This is a genomic window from Streptomyces sp. NBC_00252, from assembly GCF_036187565.1.
GTDB lineage: Bacteria > Actinomycetota > Actinomycetes > Streptomycetales > Streptomycetaceae > Streptomyces.
The window spans coordinates 8,750,450-8,765,428 of sequence record NZ_CP108087.1; the positions used below are offsets into that span (position 1 = coordinate 8,750,450).

Annotated in this window: 15 protein-coding genes and 1 pseudogene; 11 read left to right on the top strand and 5 right to left on the bottom strand. The window is 71.3% G+C overall.

Features of this window, described 5'->3' with window-relative positions:
* Positions 1-14 precede the first annotated feature (14 nt).
* The 4 genes from OHT77_RS38840 (at position 15) to OHT77_RS38855 (ending at position 3,192) form a co-directional block, all read left to right on the top strand.
* A complete protein-coding gene (locus OHT77_RS38840) occupies positions 15-761 on the top strand; it encodes an SDR family oxidoreductase (RefSeq protein ID WP_266774469.1) in 747 nt (248 codons plus the stop codon).
* The gene (locus OHT77_RS38845; protein ID WP_328833030.1) at positions 758-1,828 is read left to right on the top strand and encodes a threonine aldolase family protein; all 1,071 of its coding nucleotides are present in this window, start codon (positions 758-760) and stop codon (positions 1,826-1,828) included. Before OHT77_RS38840 ends, OHT77_RS38845 begins: the two co-directional genes overlap by 4 nt.
* Before the next feature lie 90 nt (positions 1,829-1,918).
* Complete coding sequence (locus tag OHT77_RS38850) at positions 1,919-2,491, top strand: transglutaminase family protein (protein ID WP_328833031.1); 573 nt, start codon at positions 1,919-1,921, stop codon at positions 2,489-2,491.
* A gap of 8 nt (positions 2,492-2,499) precedes the next feature.
* Positions 2,500-3,192, top strand: coding sequence for a B3/B4 domain-containing protein (locus OHT77_RS38855; protein WP_328833032.1), 693 nt, complete (start codon positions 2,500-2,502; stop codon positions 3,190-3,192).
* Positions 3,193-3,195: 3 nt separating this feature from the next.
* Here OHT77_RS38855 and OHT77_RS38860 read toward each other — a convergent pair whose 3' ends face one another.
* On the bottom strand, positions 3,196-3,924 hold the full coding sequence (locus OHT77_RS38860) for a lysophospholipid acyltransferase family protein (RefSeq protein WP_328833033.1): 729 nt from the start codon (positions 3,922-3,924) through the stop codon (positions 3,196-3,198).
* 185 nt (positions 3,925-4,109) lie between these two features.
* Positions 4,110-4,526, bottom strand: coding sequence for a DUF4395 domain-containing protein (locus OHT77_RS38865; protein WP_328833034.1), 417 nt, complete (start codon positions 4,524-4,526; stop codon positions 4,110-4,112).
* Positions 4,527-4,601: 75 nt separating this feature from the next.
* Between OHT77_RS38865 and OHT77_RS38870 the strand changes: the two genes are divergently transcribed.
* The 5 genes from OHT77_RS38870 to OHT77_RS38890 all read left to right on the top strand — a co-directional run bounded on the left by OHT77_RS38870 (position 4,602) and on the right by OHT77_RS38890 (position 7,796).
* On the top strand, positions 4,602-5,015 hold the full coding sequence (locus tag OHT77_RS38870) for a TlpA family protein disulfide reductase (RefSeq protein ID WP_328833036.1): 414 nt from the start codon (positions 4,602-4,604) through the stop codon (positions 5,013-5,015).
* Between the two features lie 83 nt (positions 5,016-5,098).
* Entirely contained in the window at positions 5,099-5,179 is an 81-nt protein-coding gene (locus tag OHT77_RS38875) for a putative leader peptide (RefSeq protein WP_317774577.1), read from the top strand.
* A gap of 44 nt (positions 5,180-5,223) precedes the next feature.
* Positions 5,224-5,739, top strand: a complete 516-nt coding sequence (locus OHT77_RS38880; RefSeq protein WP_328833037.1) for a flavin reductase family protein — start codon at positions 5,224-5,226, stop codon at positions 5,737-5,739.
* A gap of 243 nt (positions 5,740-5,982) precedes the next feature.
* Positions 5,983-6,771, top strand: a complete 789-nt coding sequence (locus OHT77_RS38885; RefSeq protein ID WP_328833038.1) for an electron transfer flavoprotein subunit beta/FixA family protein — start codon at positions 5,983-5,985, stop codon at positions 6,769-6,771.
* A gap of 62 nt (positions 6,772-6,833) precedes the next feature.
* Complete coding sequence (locus tag OHT77_RS38890; protein ID WP_328833039.1) at positions 6,834-7,796, top strand: electron transfer flavoprotein subunit alpha/FixB family protein; 963 nt, start codon at positions 6,834-6,836, stop codon at positions 7,794-7,796.
* A 68-nt stretch (positions 7,797-7,864) separates the two neighbouring features.
* Here OHT77_RS38890 and OHT77_RS38895 read toward each other — a convergent pair whose 3' ends face one another.
* Positions 7,865-8,764, bottom strand: a complete 900-nt coding sequence (locus OHT77_RS38895; RefSeq protein ID WP_328833040.1) for an endonuclease/exonuclease/phosphatase family protein — start codon at positions 8,762-8,764, stop codon at positions 7,865-7,867.
* A gap of 183 nt (positions 8,765-8,947) precedes the next feature.
* Here OHT77_RS38895 and OHT77_RS38900 point away from each other — a divergent pair, with 183 nt between their 5' ends.
* Complete coding sequence (locus OHT77_RS38900; RefSeq protein WP_328834454.1) at positions 8,948-10,252, top strand: DUF6986 family protein; 1,305 nt, start codon at positions 8,948-8,950, stop codon at positions 10,250-10,252.
* Between the two features lie 67 nt (positions 10,253-10,319).
* Positions 10,320-11,205, top strand: a pseudogene (locus OHT77_RS38905) (serine/threonine-protein kinase); the annotation flags it as partial.
* 1,861 nt (positions 11,206-13,066) lie between these two features.
* Here the strand turns inward: OHT77_RS38905 and OHT77_RS38910 are convergent.
* Both OHT77_RS38910 and OHT77_RS38915 read right to left on the bottom strand, forming a co-directional pair.
* Positions 13,067-13,864, bottom strand: a complete 798-nt coding sequence (locus OHT77_RS38910) for a hypothetical protein (protein WP_328834455.1) — start codon at positions 13,862-13,864, stop codon at positions 13,067-13,069.
* Between the two features lie 19 nt (positions 13,865-13,883).
* The gene (locus OHT77_RS38915) at positions 13,884-14,948 is read right to left on the bottom strand and encodes a LacI family DNA-binding transcriptional regulator (RefSeq protein WP_266774483.1); all 1,065 of its coding nucleotides are present in this window, start codon (positions 14,946-14,948) and stop codon (positions 13,884-13,886) included.
* Between the last annotated feature and the right edge of the window lie 31 nt (positions 14,949-14,979).

A 14,979-nucleotide genomic window follows, 5' to 3' on the forward strand; every position in this document is an offset into this window, starting at 1 on the left:
AGGAGGCGAGGACCATGGGGAACGGGGCGCTGGACGGCGCGGTGATCGCGGTGGCGGGAGCGGGCGGGCCCGCGGGCCGGGCCGTGCTGCTGCGGCTGGCCGAGGCGGGTGCGACCGTCGTCGGGGCGGACGCGCATCCGGAGCGACTGGCGGAGGCCGTGGACGCGGCCCGCTACGCGCACGGCGGCGCGACCGTCGTGGGGGACACCGTCGACCTGCTCGACCCGCAGGCGACGCGCGAGTGGGCCGAGCACATCGAGAAGGACTTCGGCCGCGTCGACGGCCTGGTCCACCTCGTCGGCGGCTGGCGCGGCAGCGCGTCCTTCACCGACACCGACCTCGCCGACTGGGACCTGCTGGAGAAGCTCCTCATCCGCACCGTCCAGCACACCTCCCTGGCCTTCTACGACGGCCTGGAGCGCAGCGACCGCGGCCGTTACCTCCTGATCAGCGCGGCGGGCGCGAGCAAGCCCACGGCGGGCAACGCGGCGTACTCCGCGTCCAAGGCCGCCGCCGAGGCCTGGACCCTCGCCATGGCCGACGGCTACCGCAAGGCAGGCGGCGAGGACGGGCCCAGCTCCGCCGCCGCCGTCATGGTGGTCAAGGCGCTGGTGCACGACGCGATGCGCGCCGAGCGCCCCAACGCGAAGTTCGCGGGCTTCACCGACGTCAAGGACCTCGCCGAGGCCATCGCCGGCGTCTGGGACAAGCCCGCCACCGAAGTGAACGGAAACCGTCTGTGGCTGACCGAGAAGCCGTGAACCCTCCGAAGACCGACGCCCGTCGCCATCACGACCCGGAGATCCGCGGCTTCGCCAGCGACAACTACGCCGGCGCCCACCCCGAGGTGCTCGCCGCCCTCGCCCTCGCCAACGGCGGCCACCAGGTCGCCTACGGCGAGGACGACTACACGGAGAACCTCCAGGGCATCATCCGCAGCCACTTCGGGGCCACCGCCGAGGCGTTCCCGGTCTTCAACGGCACCGGCGCCAACGTCGTCGCCCTTCAGGCGGTCACCGACCGCTGGGGCGCGGTGATCTGCGCCGAGAGCGCGCACATCAACGTCGACGAGGGCGGCGCCCCCGAGCGCATGGGCGGCCTGAAACTCCTCACGGTGCAGACTCCGGACGGCAAGCTCACGCCCGACCTGATCGACCGGCAGGCCTTCGGCTGGGACGACGAGCACCGCGCGATGCCGCAGGTCGTCTCGATCACCCAGAGCACCGAACTCGGCACCCTGTACACGCCGGACGAGATCCGCGCGATCTGCGACCACGCCCACGCGCACGGCATGAAGGTCCACCTCGACGGCTCCCGGATAGCCAACGCGGCCGCCTCACTCGACGTTCCGATGCGGACGTTCACCAATGCGGTCGGCGTCGACATCCTCTCCCTGGGCGGGACGAAGAACGGCGCGATCTTCGGCGAGGCGGTCGTCGTCATCAACCAGGACGCCGTCAGCCACATGAAGCACCTGCGCAAGCTGTCCATGCAGCTCGCCTCCAAGATGCGCTTCGTCTCGGTGCAGTTGGAGGCGCTGTTCGCCAAGGACCTGTGGCTGCGCAACGCCCGCCACGCCAACGAGATGGCCCAGCGCCTCGCCGAGGGCGTGCGCGCGGTGCACGGCGTGGAGATCCTCTACCCCGTGCAGGCCAACGGCGTCTTCGCCCGCCTCCCGCACGACGTGAGCGAGCGCCTGCAGAAGCGGTTCCGCTTCTACTTCTGGGACGAGGCCGCCGGGGACGTCCGCTGGATGTGCGGCTTCGACACGACCGAGGACGACGTGGACGCGTTCGTGGCGGCACTCAAGGAGGAGATGGCCCGCTAGAGCGGCGGCTGGAATCGCCTCATGCATAGGTATGCGGTCACCTGAAAAGTCATTGACTGTTGGGTGATCGCTTTCCTATGCTCTGCAGCCATGCAACTGATCCAGAACACCCCTGATCTCTCGGCCTACTTGGTCGCCGACGAGGTCATCGACCACGACCATCCCCGTGTGCGGGAGACGGCCGCGCGGCTCGCCAGGAGTGCCGAGGACTCGTATGCCTATGCACGCCTGGCGTTCGAGTTCGTCCGGGACGGGATTCCCCACTCGCAGGACTCCGGTGATCCGCGCGTCACCTGGCGGGCCTCCGACGTCCTGGAGCAGGGCACCGGCATCTGCTACACCAAGGCGCACGCGCTCGCCGCGCTGCTGCGGGCCGAGGACATTCCCACGGCGCTCTGCTACCAGAAGTTCGACGTGGTCCACGGTCTGGTCGCCGTGCGCTTCAATGGGGCCTGGCACCGGCAGGACCCGCGCGGCAACAAGCCGGGCGTGGACGCGCAGTTCTCGCTCGACGGGGAGCGGCTGGCCTTCATACCCGACCCGGAGTTCAATGAGATGGACTATCCGGTGCTGTACGCTGAACCGCACCCGGCCGTCCTGAGCGCCCTCACGGCAGCCCCCGACCGGTCGCACCTCTGGAAGACGCTCCCGACCGCACTTTGAGGCAAGCCATGACGCTCACGCTCACCGTGTCCGACGAAGTCCGCGCCCTCGCGCCCGGGTTCACCCATGTCGCGATCGAGGCCCACGGACTCGTCAACGGGCCCAGCACCGAGGAGAGTTCGGCGCTGCTCGACGACGCGGCCCGCCGGCTCGCCGTACGGCTGGACGGGCGCGCGCCGCACGAGGACCCGCACATGGCGGCCTGGCGCGAGGTGTACACGGCGTTCGGGTCGAAGCCGTCGCGGACGCGCAACTCGGCGGAGGCGCTGGCCAAGAGGGCGCTGACGGACGCCGGGCTGCCCCGGATCAATGTGCTGGTCGACCTCTACAACGCCATCAGCGTCGCCCACCTGATCCCCGTGGGCGGTGAGGACATCGACCGCATCCAGGGCGGGATGATCCTTCAACGAGCCGTCGGGGACGAGGAGTTCGTGACCGCGGCCGGTGGTGAGGAGGTCGTCGAGCATCCCGACGCGGGCGAGGTGGTGTGGCGTGACGAGGTCGGTGTCACCTGCCGCCGCTGGAACTGGCGACAGGGGCCGCGCACCCGGCTGACGGAGCAATCGACGTCCGCCGTCTTCCTGTTGGAGAGCCTGGCGCCGATGCCGGTCGCCGAGGTCGAGGCCGCGGGCGCCGAACTCGCGGAACTGCTGGGGAAGTTCAGCCCCGGGGCGCAGATCACCGTCCACGCCCCGGCGTGAGACTCAGCGGGCCTCGGCGGCCTTGACCTCTTCGGCGGTGGGGGCCGTACCGCCGAGGTGGGCCGGCATCCACCAGGTGTCGTCCGGGCCCTTGGGCCGTACCGGATAAGCGCGCTGGGCCGCTTCGAGCAGCTCCTGGACGCGCTCGCGCAGGCGGCGGGTGATCGCGCCCGCGTACTGGTCCTGCGGGGCCTCCACCGGCTCGCCGACCCGGATGGTGATCGGGGTGTGGCTGCGCTTGAAGTTCTTCGGGTGGCCCTTGGTCCACAGGCGCTGCGTGCCCCACAGGGCCATCGGGATCAGCGGGACGCCGGCCTCCTGGGCCATGCGCGCGGCACCCGACTTGAAGCTCTTCAGGGTGAAGGACTGGGAGATCGTCGCCTCGGGGAAGACGCCGACGATCTCGCCGGAGCGCAGCGAATCCAGCGCGTGCTGGTACGCCGTCTCGCCCTGCTCGCGGTCCACCGGGATGTGCTTCATGCCGCGCATCAGCGGACCCGAGATCTTGTGCCGGAAGACCGACTCCTTCGCCATGAAGCGCACCAGGCGCTTCTGCGGCAGGGCGGCCAGGCCGTCGAAGATGAAGTCCAGGTAGCTGATGTGGTTGCTGACCAGCACGGCGCCGCCCGAGCGCGGAATGTTCTCCGACCCCTTGCAGTCGATCTTGAGGTCCCAGGCCTTGAACAGCGTTTGGGCGAGACCGATGACAGGGCGGTAGACAAGCTCAGCCATGGACGGGGTGGACCCTTCTCTCTGCCTGAAGGGGTTCTCCGGGCGGGAAAGTTACGCAGCCGTAGGTTTACGGCATTGCGCAGATCGTGCCCGAAGAACGGACGAGTGGCCAGTCCTCGTGCCCCAGAACGGCGAGATCCTCGTCACGTCCATCGCTTGATCCACCTCGGCCTTTTAAGTTTCCTTTACTGTGCGCGAACTGTCACTCGACGCACGAGCAGGTACATCTCGCACCCCAGGCAGTACCCGAACGCGGCATTGAGGAAGGCGGCGGCGAGCGCGGCCCCCGTCGCCGCGAGCCCCAGCCACTCGGGACCCAGGCCGAAACCGACCAGGCCCACCCCGGCGAAGACCAGCCCGACCGCCTGCGCGAACCGCGGCGGCTCCGGCGCCTCGAACTCGGTCGGCGGCCCGATCCGCGGCCGTACCGCCTTCCGGAACAGCCAGCCGTACGGCGAGCGGCCCACGCCGCCCGCCGCGCCCAGCGCGAACGCCAGGGTCTGCCAGGCCAGCAGCCAGAAGCTGCCGGTGATGAGCACGACCGCCAGTACTACGGTCGTCAGGGCCGCCCCGAAGCGCGGTCCTCGTACGTCGATGTCCATGAATCAAGGATTCCGCAACGGAAAGGATTCGGGGTGCCGGGAATCTTTGCAGTCTCGTGAACGCTGGAAGGACCGATGACCGGACTTGTGGTGTGCGTGATCGTGCTCGCGGCGGCGAGCGCCTACGGAGTGCTGCATCGGCGGCGGAGCGGGAGAGTGCGCGTGCGTGGGCGCGACGGCGGAAAGCGGCTCGGCGCCGCCGAGTTGGGCGGCGACCTCGGCGAGAAGGCCACCCTGGTGCAGTTCTCCAGCGCCTTCTGCGCGCCCTGCCGGGCCACGCGCCGGGTGCTGGGCGAGGTGGCCGGCATGGTCCCCGGAGTGAGCCACATCGAGATCGACGCCGAGGACCACCTGGACCTCGTACGGGAACTCGACATCCTGAAGACCCCCACCGTGCTCGTCCTCGACGCCGACGGACGGGTCGTCCGGCGTGCCACCGGCCTCCCCCGCAAGGCGGATGTCATCGCAGCTCTGGGTGAGGCGGTTTGACGGTTGTGACGATGACGGTGAGCCATCTCCCATATGTCGGAACGTACTTGACTGTGCGCACCACCTATCGTCAGCCTGACCGTATGCCTTCGGAACTCCTTCTCTACGGGCGGGTGCACGTCGACCTGGCCCGCACCGCGAGCGCGCGCTGTCCGGGCTGTTGAGCAGCCACGGTCCCAGCTCGTCCCCTCGGCAGAAGGACACGTCCATGACGGCCACGCCCGACCTCGGCACCCGTACTCCTCAGCACGCCTCTCCCGACCTGCTGCGGTCCGTCTTCCGGCAGCACGCGGCCGGTGTGGCGGTGATCACCGCACTCGGTGAGAACGGCCCGGTCGGCTTCACCGCCACCTCGCTCAGCTCCGTCTCCGCCGCGCCCCCGATGCTGTCCTTCGGGATCGGCACCGGCGCCTCCAGCTGGCCCGCGATATCCGAGGCCGACCATGTCGGCGTCCACGTCCTGGGCGAGCACCAGGAGGAGCTGGCGGCCACCTTCGCCCGCAGTGGCGCCGACCGGTTCGGTGCGCCCACCGTCTGGCGCGAGGGCCCCGAAGGGGTGCCGGTCCTGGACGGCGTGCTCGCCTGGCTGGTGTGCCGGGTCGCCGCGCGCGTGCCCGCGGGGGACCACCGCATCGTCCTGGCCGAGGTCGTCCTCGGTGACCACGCGGGCACCGGCCGCCCGCTCCTCTACCACCAGGGGCGTTTCAACGGACTGCGTGACTGAGGCCACTCCGGGTGGGTGACGGGCCACCCTGCGGAAGCGTCGAGTTCCGATTACGCTGCGTTGCACAGGTCACAGTTCAAAGCGCTTGCTTAGCGGGCACCCGTTGGGGGAGCGTAGGGGTGCGTACTGGCGAGTAATATTTCGTCGGGAGCACCGGTCGCCCCCACCGGGAACGGCCGTTCAGGGCGCCTATGCTGCCTGGAAGTAGGCAGCCGAAAATGACGATGCAGTAGGAGAGCCGGCGTGAGCTTGAGGATCGTTGTCACTGTGAAGTACGTGCCCGACGCCACTGGCGACCGGCACTTCGCCGATGACCTGACCGTCGACCGGGACGACGTGGACGGTCTGCTCTCCGAGCTCGACGAGTACGCGGTCGAGCAGGCGCTGCAGATCTCCGAGAACTCGGACGACGACGTGGAGATCACCGTCCTGACCGTGGGCCCGGAGGACGCCAAGGACGCCCTGCGCAAGGCGCTGTCCATGGGCGCCGACAAGGCGATCCACGTCGAGGACGACGACCTGCACGGCACCGACGCCATCGGCACCTCCCTGGTGCTGGCCAAGGCGATCGAGAAGGCCGGCTTCGACCTGGTCGTCTCCGGCATGGCCTCCACCGACGGCACCGCCGGTGTGGTCCCCGCCCTGCTGGCCGAGCGCCTGGGCGTCCCGCAGGTCACGCTGCTCTCCGAGGTCTCCGTCGAGGGCGGGGTCGTCAAGGGCCGCCGTGACGGCGACACCGCCTCCGAGCAGCTCGAGGCCTCCCTGCCGGCCGTCGTGTCGGTCACCGACCAGTCGGGCGAGGCGCGTTACCCGTCCTTCAAGGGCATCATGGCCGCCAAGAAGAAGCCGGTCGAGGCCTGGGACCTCTCCGACCTGGAGATCGACACCGACGAGGTCGGCCTCGAGGGCGCCTGGACCGCCGTCGACTCCGCGGCCCAGCGCCCCGCGCGCACCGCCGGCACGATCGTCAAGGACGAGGGCGAGGGCGGCAAGCAGCTCGCCGAGTTCCTCGCGGGCCAGAAGTTCATCTAAGCCCCAAGGCCCGACTCGCTCACCGCCCCTCAGACTTCGCACGCACGCAGGAGACCATTCCCATGGCTGAAGTTCTCGTCTACGTCGACCACGTGGACGGCGCCGTCCGCAAGCCCACCCTGGAGCTGCTGACCCTGGCCCGCCGCATCGGCGAGCCCGTCGCGGTCGCCCTCGGCGCCGGCGCGGAGAACACCGCCGCCGCGCTCGCCGAGCACGGCGCGGTGAAGGTGCTCACGCACGACGCCTCCGAGTACGCCGACTACCTCGTCGTCCCCAAGGTCGACGCCCTCCAGGCCGCCTACGACGCCGTCTCCCCGGCCGCCGTCCTGGTGCCGTCCTCCGCCGAGGGCAAGGAGATCGCCGCCCGTCTGGCGGTACGCATCGGCTCCGGCATCATCACCGACGCCGTCGACCTGGAGGCCGGTGACCAGGGCCCGGTGGCCACGCAGTCGGTGTTCGCCGCCTCCTTCACCACCAAGACCCGTGTCTCCAAGGGCACCCCGGTCATCACCGTGAAGCCCAACTCGGCCGCCGTGGAGGCCGCCCCGGCCGCCGGTACGGTCGAGGCCCTCGCGGTCACCTTCTCGGACAAGGCCACCGGCACCAAGGTCACCGCGCGCACCCCGCGCGAGTCGACCGGCCGTCCGGAGCTGACCGAGGCCGCGATCGTCGTCTCCGGCGGCCGCGGTGTGAACGGCGCGGACAACTTCGCGATCATCGAGGCCCTCGCCGACTCGCTCGGCGCGGCCGTGGGCGCCTCCCGCGCCGCCGTGGACGCCGGCTGGTACCCGCACTCCAACCAGGTCGGCCAGACCGGCAAGAGCGTCTCCCCGCAGCTCTACATCGCCAACGGCATCTCCGGCGCGATCCAGCACCGCGCGGGCATGCAGACCTCGAAGACGATCGTCGCCGTCAACAAGGACGCCGAGGCCCCGATCTTCGACCTCGTCGACTACGGCGTCGTCGGCGACCTCTTCGACGTCGTCCCGCAGCTCACCGACGAGGTCAAGTCCCGCAAGGGCTGATCTCTCCAGGCGCTACGAGGCCCCTGCGACCCGCGTGGTCGTGGGGGCCTTTCGCGTGCCCCGGCCGCTCATCCCAGGCTGATCGTGGACTGCACGGGCAGGTGGTCGCTCGGGAACTGGCTGTTCTCGGAGAAGGTGTTGAGAGCGGTCCGGCGCACGGTGACACCCGGGGAGACCAGGATCCAGTCGATGCGGGGGCCTTCCGGCACGAGCGCGCGGTAGCCGTGGAAGCTGCCGTAGAGCTGCCCGCGTGCGGCCGCCGCGTCCCAGGTGTCCCTGAGGCCCGGGCCCGCGTCCAGCATCGTGGAGTAGACCGAGGTGGTGTACGCGGCGGTGTTGAAGTCGCCGGTCACCACGAGCGGCAGGGAGCCGTCCAGGTGGGCGAGGCGCTCGGCGATGAGAGTGGCGGCGCGCTCGCGTGCGTACTGACTCGCGTTGTCCAGGTGGGTGTTGAGGACGTAGAACTCCCGCTCGTCGTCCCCGAGGTCGCGGAAGCGGATCCAGGTGGCGATGCGCGGGTGGGCGCCGCCCCAGGTGTTCGAGCCGATCACGGCGGGCGTGTCGGAGAGCCAGAACTGGTCGTACTCGACGGGGGCGAGGCGGCGGGTGTCGTAGAAGATCGCCGTCTCCTCGTCGAAGCTGCCGCCCTTGCGGCCGCCGCCGATCCAGTCGTAGTGCGGCGCCAGGTCCTGCCTGATGTCCTGGAGCTGCGCGTAGAGGCCCTCCTGGGTGCCGATGACGTCGGGGGCCGCGCGCAGCAGCAGATCGCGCATGACCGGGCGGCGGACCTTCCAGCTGTTGGGTTCGGTGGTGTCGGCGAAGCGCAGGTTGAAGGTCATGACGTCCAGCAGACGGGTCTCCTTCCGGACGGAGGCGGAGCGTGCGGTTCCGATGAGTGGCAGGGCGATGGCGGCCGCCACGAGCGTGGTCAGCCCCGCGCGACGGGTCACCGTCCTGGCAGTCGACATGTGCATCCCTCCCCTTGCGAGTCAGGATGAGGGTGCGCGGCGCCGGGCGGAAGAGGGCCTCGGGGCGGCAGTGAACAGGACGGTTCACGGCGTGGACAGGGTGTTGACCGGCGGGAAGCTCCACGGATAACTTCGTTCTACGGATTGTTGATTCCGTAGAGCGGAAAACTGGAGGGTGTGGGAATGGGTCAGGGCGAGCAGGAGAAGGTGGCGACGAGCCTCGCGGGCGCGGTCGGCGAGGAGATCAGCGCCTCCCTGGCACCGGTCGACGCCGAACTGGAGCGCCGCTACCCCGGCGACCCCGGCACCCGCCAGCCCGTCCACACGGTCTACGTCCCCGGTGACGTCTTCGCCGCCGACACGATCCGTACCTGGGGCGACCGCGCGCTCGCCGCCCTCGACGAACACGCCCCCGACGCGGCCTCCTTCGCCGCTGTCCTCGGCCTCTCCGACGACCTCGCGGAGCCCGTCCACGCGCGCGTGCGGGCCAAGTTGGAGCGCGAGCCCATCGAGGACCTGCGCGTCGACTTCGAGGACGGCTACGGCCCCCGCCCCGACGCCGAGGAGGACGCGGCCGCCGCCCGCGCGGCCCGCCTCATCGCCGAGGCGTACCAGCAGGGCACCGCTGCGCCGTACATGGGCATCCGGATGAAGTGCATGGAGGCGCCGGTGCGCGACCGGGGCATCCGCACCCTCGACATCTTCCTCACCGGGCTCATGGAGGCCGGCGGGCTCCCTGACAGCCTGGTCCTGACGCTCCCCAAGGTCACCTACGCCGAGCAGGTCACCGCGATGGTGCGCCTCCTGGAGGCCTTCGAGAAGGCGCGCGGGCTCGAACAGGGCCGGATCGGCTTCGAGATCCAGATCGAGACCAGCCAGTCCATCCTCGCCACCGACGGCACGGCCACCGTCGCCCGCATGATCCAGGCCGCCGAGGGCCGCGCCACCGGCCTGCACTACGGCACCTTCGACTACAGCGCCTGCCTCGGCGTCTCCGCCGCCTACCAGGCCAGTGACCACCCCGCCGCCGACCACGCCAAGGCGGTCATGCAGGTCGCGGCGGCCGGGACGGGCGTACGGGTGTCGGACGGCTCGACGAACGTCCTCCCCGTCGGGCCCACCGCGAAGGTCCACGACGCCTGGCGCCTGCACTACGGCCTCACCCGCCGGGCCCTGGCCCGCGCGTACTACCAGGGCTGGGACATGCACCCCGCCCACATCCCCACCCGCTACGCGGCCGTCTTCGCCTTCTACCGCGAGGGCTTCGAACAGGCCGCCGCGCGGCTCGCCCGCTACGCCAACCACGCCGGCGGCGACGTCATGGACGAGCCCGCCACCGCCAAGGCCCTCAGCGGCTATCTGCTGCGCGGCCTGGACTGCGGCGCGCTGGACATCGCCGAGGTGGCCAGGGCGACCGGCCTGACCCGGATGGACCTTGAGGGCTTCGCGTCACCGCGTCGGGGCGACCTCACGGCGTCCGCCAAGTAGCGGACCTGTCACAGGTGTTGGTGCCCGCGTCTGTTGTCACCGCCGCCCCGTAGGCTGTACGGCGTTCATGGATGTGCCACGGGACGGAGCGGCGGTGCCTTCGGGGGAGAGCGGACGCGTGGACGGGGTCGACCGGTTGCTGGCCGGGCGGTACCGCGTCGTGGCGCGACTCGGGCGCGGCGGCATGGGTGTCGTCTGGCGGGCCGTCGACGAGGTCCTCGGCCGCGAGGTCGCCGTCAAGGAACTGCGCACCTTCACCGACGCGCACGGGCCCGAACTCGCGGATCTACGGCTGCGGATGCAGCGCGAGGCGCGGGCGGCGGCGCGGGTCCGGCACTCCGGGGTGGTCGCCGTGCACGACATCGCCGAGGTCGACGGACGCCCGCTGATCGTCATGGAACTGATCGACGGGCCGTCCCTGGACGACGTGTTGACCGAGCGCGGCCCGATCGACCCGCGCGAGGCGGCCGGGATCGGCGCGAAGGTGATGGAGGCGCTGGCCGCGGCGCACGCCGTGGGTGTCCTGCACCGCGATGTGAAACCCGGGAACATCCTGCTGGACCGCTCGGGCCGGGTCGTCCTCACCGACTTCGGCATCGCCACGATGGACGACCCCGGCGACGGCTCCGCCACCCACCTCACCCGCAGCGGCGAACTCATCGGCTCCCTCGACTACTTGGCCCCCGAACGAGCCCAAGGCGCCGACCCCGGCCCCGCCTCCGACGTCTGGGCCCTGGGCGCCACGCTGTACGCCGCCGTCGAGGGCACGTCCCCCTTCCGCCGCACCTCCACGTACTCCACCCTCACGGCCATCGTCTCCGAGCCCCTACCGGAACCCCGACGGGCAGGCCGACTTGGGCCGGTCCTGAGCCAACTGATGGAGAAGCGGGCGGAGTTGCGCCCTGACGCCGGGCGAGCGCGGGGGATGTTGGAGGCGGTGGCGCGGGGGGCGGGGACGGATACGCCTACGGCTGTGTTGCGTGGTTCGTACGGGATGATGGGGAGCGGGGCTTTCGGCGTGCCGCTTGGGGGAGGCGTGGCGGCCGGGGCCGAGGGCGTAACGGGTCCTGGGGGAGCGGGACTTGAGGGATCGGGGCGCGCTCGGGACGGGGAATCGGGCGCGGATGCCGGTGAGTTGACGGGGTCCGAGGAGGGCGCGGGGGTCGGGGACGCGGCGGGGACGGGCGCGGGGGCCGGCGGCTCGGTCGGGCAGGGCGCTGGGGGCGAAGGCGCGGCCGGGCAGGGCGACGGGGTCGGAGGGGCTGCCGGGAAGCGCTCGGGATCCGCAGCGTCTGGGGCTCCGGTCGGACAGGGGATCGGGGCGGCGGAGGCCTCCGATTCGGTCGAGGCGGGATTTGGTGGTGCTGTACCGGGCGGCGGGGGCCGGTCCGGGCCGGGATTCGGCGGTGGGAGGCCGGGCGGCGACGGCCGGTCCGAGGCGGATTTCGGTGGTGCTGTACCGGGCGGCGGCGGCGGGTCCGGGCCGGGATTCGGCGGTGGGAGGCCGGGCGGCGACGGCCGGTCCGAGGCGGGATTTGGTGATGCTGCGCGAGGCAGCGGCGGCGGGTCCGGGCCGGGATTCGGCGGTGGGAGGCCGGGCGGCGACGGCCGGTCCGAGGCGGGATTTGGTGGTGCTGCGCGAGGCAGCGGCGGCGAGTCCGGGCCGGGCTTCGGCGGTGGGGCGCCGGACAGCGGTGGCCGGTCCGAGGCGATGTTCGATGGTGCCGCGCCAGGCAGCGACGGTCGGTCCGAGCCGAGTTTCGGCGGTGCTGCGTCGGACGGCGCCGGTCCCTCCGAGCCCGGACCCGGTAGCGCGGCGCCCAACAGCGCCGCCCCGTCCCAACAGCCCAGGGCCCAGGCAGCCGTGACCGGTTCCGTCGATGACCCCGGGCAGCCGGACACACCGGCACCTGGGGCACCCCATAATCCCTGGGCGTCGGCGTACCAGTCGGAGACAGCGGCGGGGTCCGAAGCGGCGGCGCAACACCCTGGCTCCTCGGGGGAGTTCGGCGCGGCCGAGTGGAGCCCGGAAGCCCCGGGACAGCCCAGCTCGGTCACGCCCGACGCGTACTCCGCGCCCTGGTCCGCGGCGCACCCGCAGGGGCCTGGCTCCACCGCGCCTTCCCCAGCCGTACCTCAGGGCTTCGGCCCACCACCGCATACGTCCGCCCCCACCGGGCCCATCGCCCCCGCCGCCCCTCCCCGCCGAAGAGCCCGCATCCTGATCGCCGCCGTGGCCAGTGCCGTTGTCCTCATCGGCGCCGGGGTCGCCTACGCGCTGCACAACGCGCACGACAACGAGGCCGGCACGCGGCCTTCGGTGGCGTCGGCTCCGGCAAGTGCCGTTTCCTCGCCCGCCGGGCGCACCGACGCCGGTCACTCGGGCGGCCCTAAGCCCACGGGGAAGAACGAGGAGAAGACTCCCGCCCCGGCCGGGACGCAGGGCGGGCGCAGCGAGCCCACGCCCTCGGAGCGCGGCTCCGCCTCGGCCCCGGTCAAGCCCACGGCCGGTAGCACCGCCGGCGGCAGCAAGGGCGGTTCGGGCAGAGGGAGTTCGACGGGCGGTTCCAGCTCGCCCAGTCCGGCCGCCGCCTGTCAGGCCATCGGCGGTGGAAAGTACAACTGCCAGGTGTGGCGCAGTGCCAGGTCCTACACCGCCTCCGGCACCGAAGTCGGTGTCCTCGGCGCGGGCACCAATTACTTCTTCTGCCAACAGAACCTGGGCCGCCGCGAGACCTACGGCCAGTGGACCAACACGTGGTGGGCGAAGACGGACGACGACAGCGGCAACACGAACGTCTATGTCAGCGCCGTCTACCTCAAGGGCGGCGACAACGACGAACCGGTCCCGGGGCTCCCGGTCTGCTGAGGCCGTACGAAGCGCTCAAGACCCGACACCGTCACCAGCCCCTCCTCCAGGAACAGCCGCGTACCCCGGTCGCACAACGACCGGTCGGCCCGCGCCCGCGCGCAGAACTCCTCCGGTGTCCGCCCGAACAGCCTCCTCAACTCCGCCGAGCCGCCCAGGAGTTCGGTGAGGAGCACCCGCTCGCCCGGGTGCCGGCGCGGTACACCGGTACCGTCCCGCAGGACACCGTTCCGGTTGACGTAGACGTACACGCCCCGCAGCAACTGCCCTGGCCCCGGCTCGACTTGAACGACGGATCCCGGCAACCACGCCCGGTCGTACGCCCTTTCGCTCGCGTCCACCACCGCGAGCTGCCGCGTGTCGAACCACGTCACGAACAACTCCCGCACCACACCGGGCGCGTGGACCGGCGAGGCCGACACATACCCCATGCGACTCACATGCGCGGAGACCCCGACGCCGATCCCCGTGACCCGTGCCTTCACCATCGGGACGGGGGACGAGATCCCGAACTCCGCCATCTTGTGCCGCAGTTGAGCGGGACAGGCGTTGGAGCCGATCGCCAGGACCGGCGTGCGGTCCTCGTACGTCACGTGGCCGTCGAGCGGCAACAGCCGGTCCCCGACGAGAAGTCCGGACTCGGCGGGCCACACGCCGGGATAGAGGAGCGGCTCCTCACGCGGCGCCCGAGCCAGCCCCAGCGCCTCCAACGTGCGGTCCGTGCGGTCCGCGCGGTCGCTCATACGGTCGTGCACGCGCCGCTCACTCCGACGGCGGGAGTTCGCCCGATCCCCGGGTGATCAGCCGGGTCGGCAACTCGATGCGCTCCGGCGCGATCAGCGTGCCGTCCAGCTGACGGAAGAGCCGGTCCGCGGCCGTACGTCCGAGAGCCGCCGCGTCCTGCGCGACGACCGTCACGCCCGGCTGGAGCAGATCGGCGAGTTCGAAGTCGTCGAAGCCGACCAAGGCGATCCGGCGCGACTGCTCGGCCAGGACGCGGACGACGGTGACCGTCACACGGTTGTTGCCGGCGAAGATCGCGGTAACGGGCGAGGGCCCGGTCAGCATCTCCTCGGCGGCCCGCCGCACCCGCACCGGGTCGGTCACGCCGAGGGACATCCAGGCGTCCTCGACCTCTATCCCCGCGTCCTCCATCGCCGCCCGGTACCCGCGCAGTCGTTCGGCGGCCGTGTGGATGCGGGGCATGTCACCGATGAAGCCGATGCGCCGGTGGCCGTGGGAGATGAGATGGGTGACGCCGTCCCGGGCGCCGCCGTAGCTGTCCGAGAGGACGACGTCCGCGTCGATCTGCCCGGCCGGACGGTCCACGAACACCGTCGCGACGCCCGCCTTGATCTCCGGCTCCAGATAGCGGTGGTCGTCCCCGGCCGGGATCACCACGAGACCGTCCACCCGCCGGGCGCACAGCGCGAGCACCAACTCCTGCTCGCGGTCCGGGTCTTCGGCGCTGGAACCGTTGATCAGCAGGGCACCGTGGGCGCGGGCGACCTCTTCTACGGCGCGGCTGAGCGGGCCGTAGAACGGGTCGGCGAGGTCCTCCAGGACGAGGCCGATGCTGGCCGTGCGGCCCTTGCGCAGGACGCGGGCGCTGTCGTTGCGGCGGAAGCCGAGCGCGTCGATGGCCTCCTGGACCCGGCGCTCGGTGTCCGGGGTGACGCCCGGTTCGCCGTTGACCACGCGCGACACCGTTTTCAGGCCGACACCGGCGCGCGCGGCCACGTCCTTCATGGTCGGACGGTTGCCGTAGCGGTTCTCGGGGCGGCGGGCGGTCTCTGGCACGATGCGCTGTCCTGTCCTGTCGTCCACGGGGGATGCATAGGTCCATGGGTTTGTATGA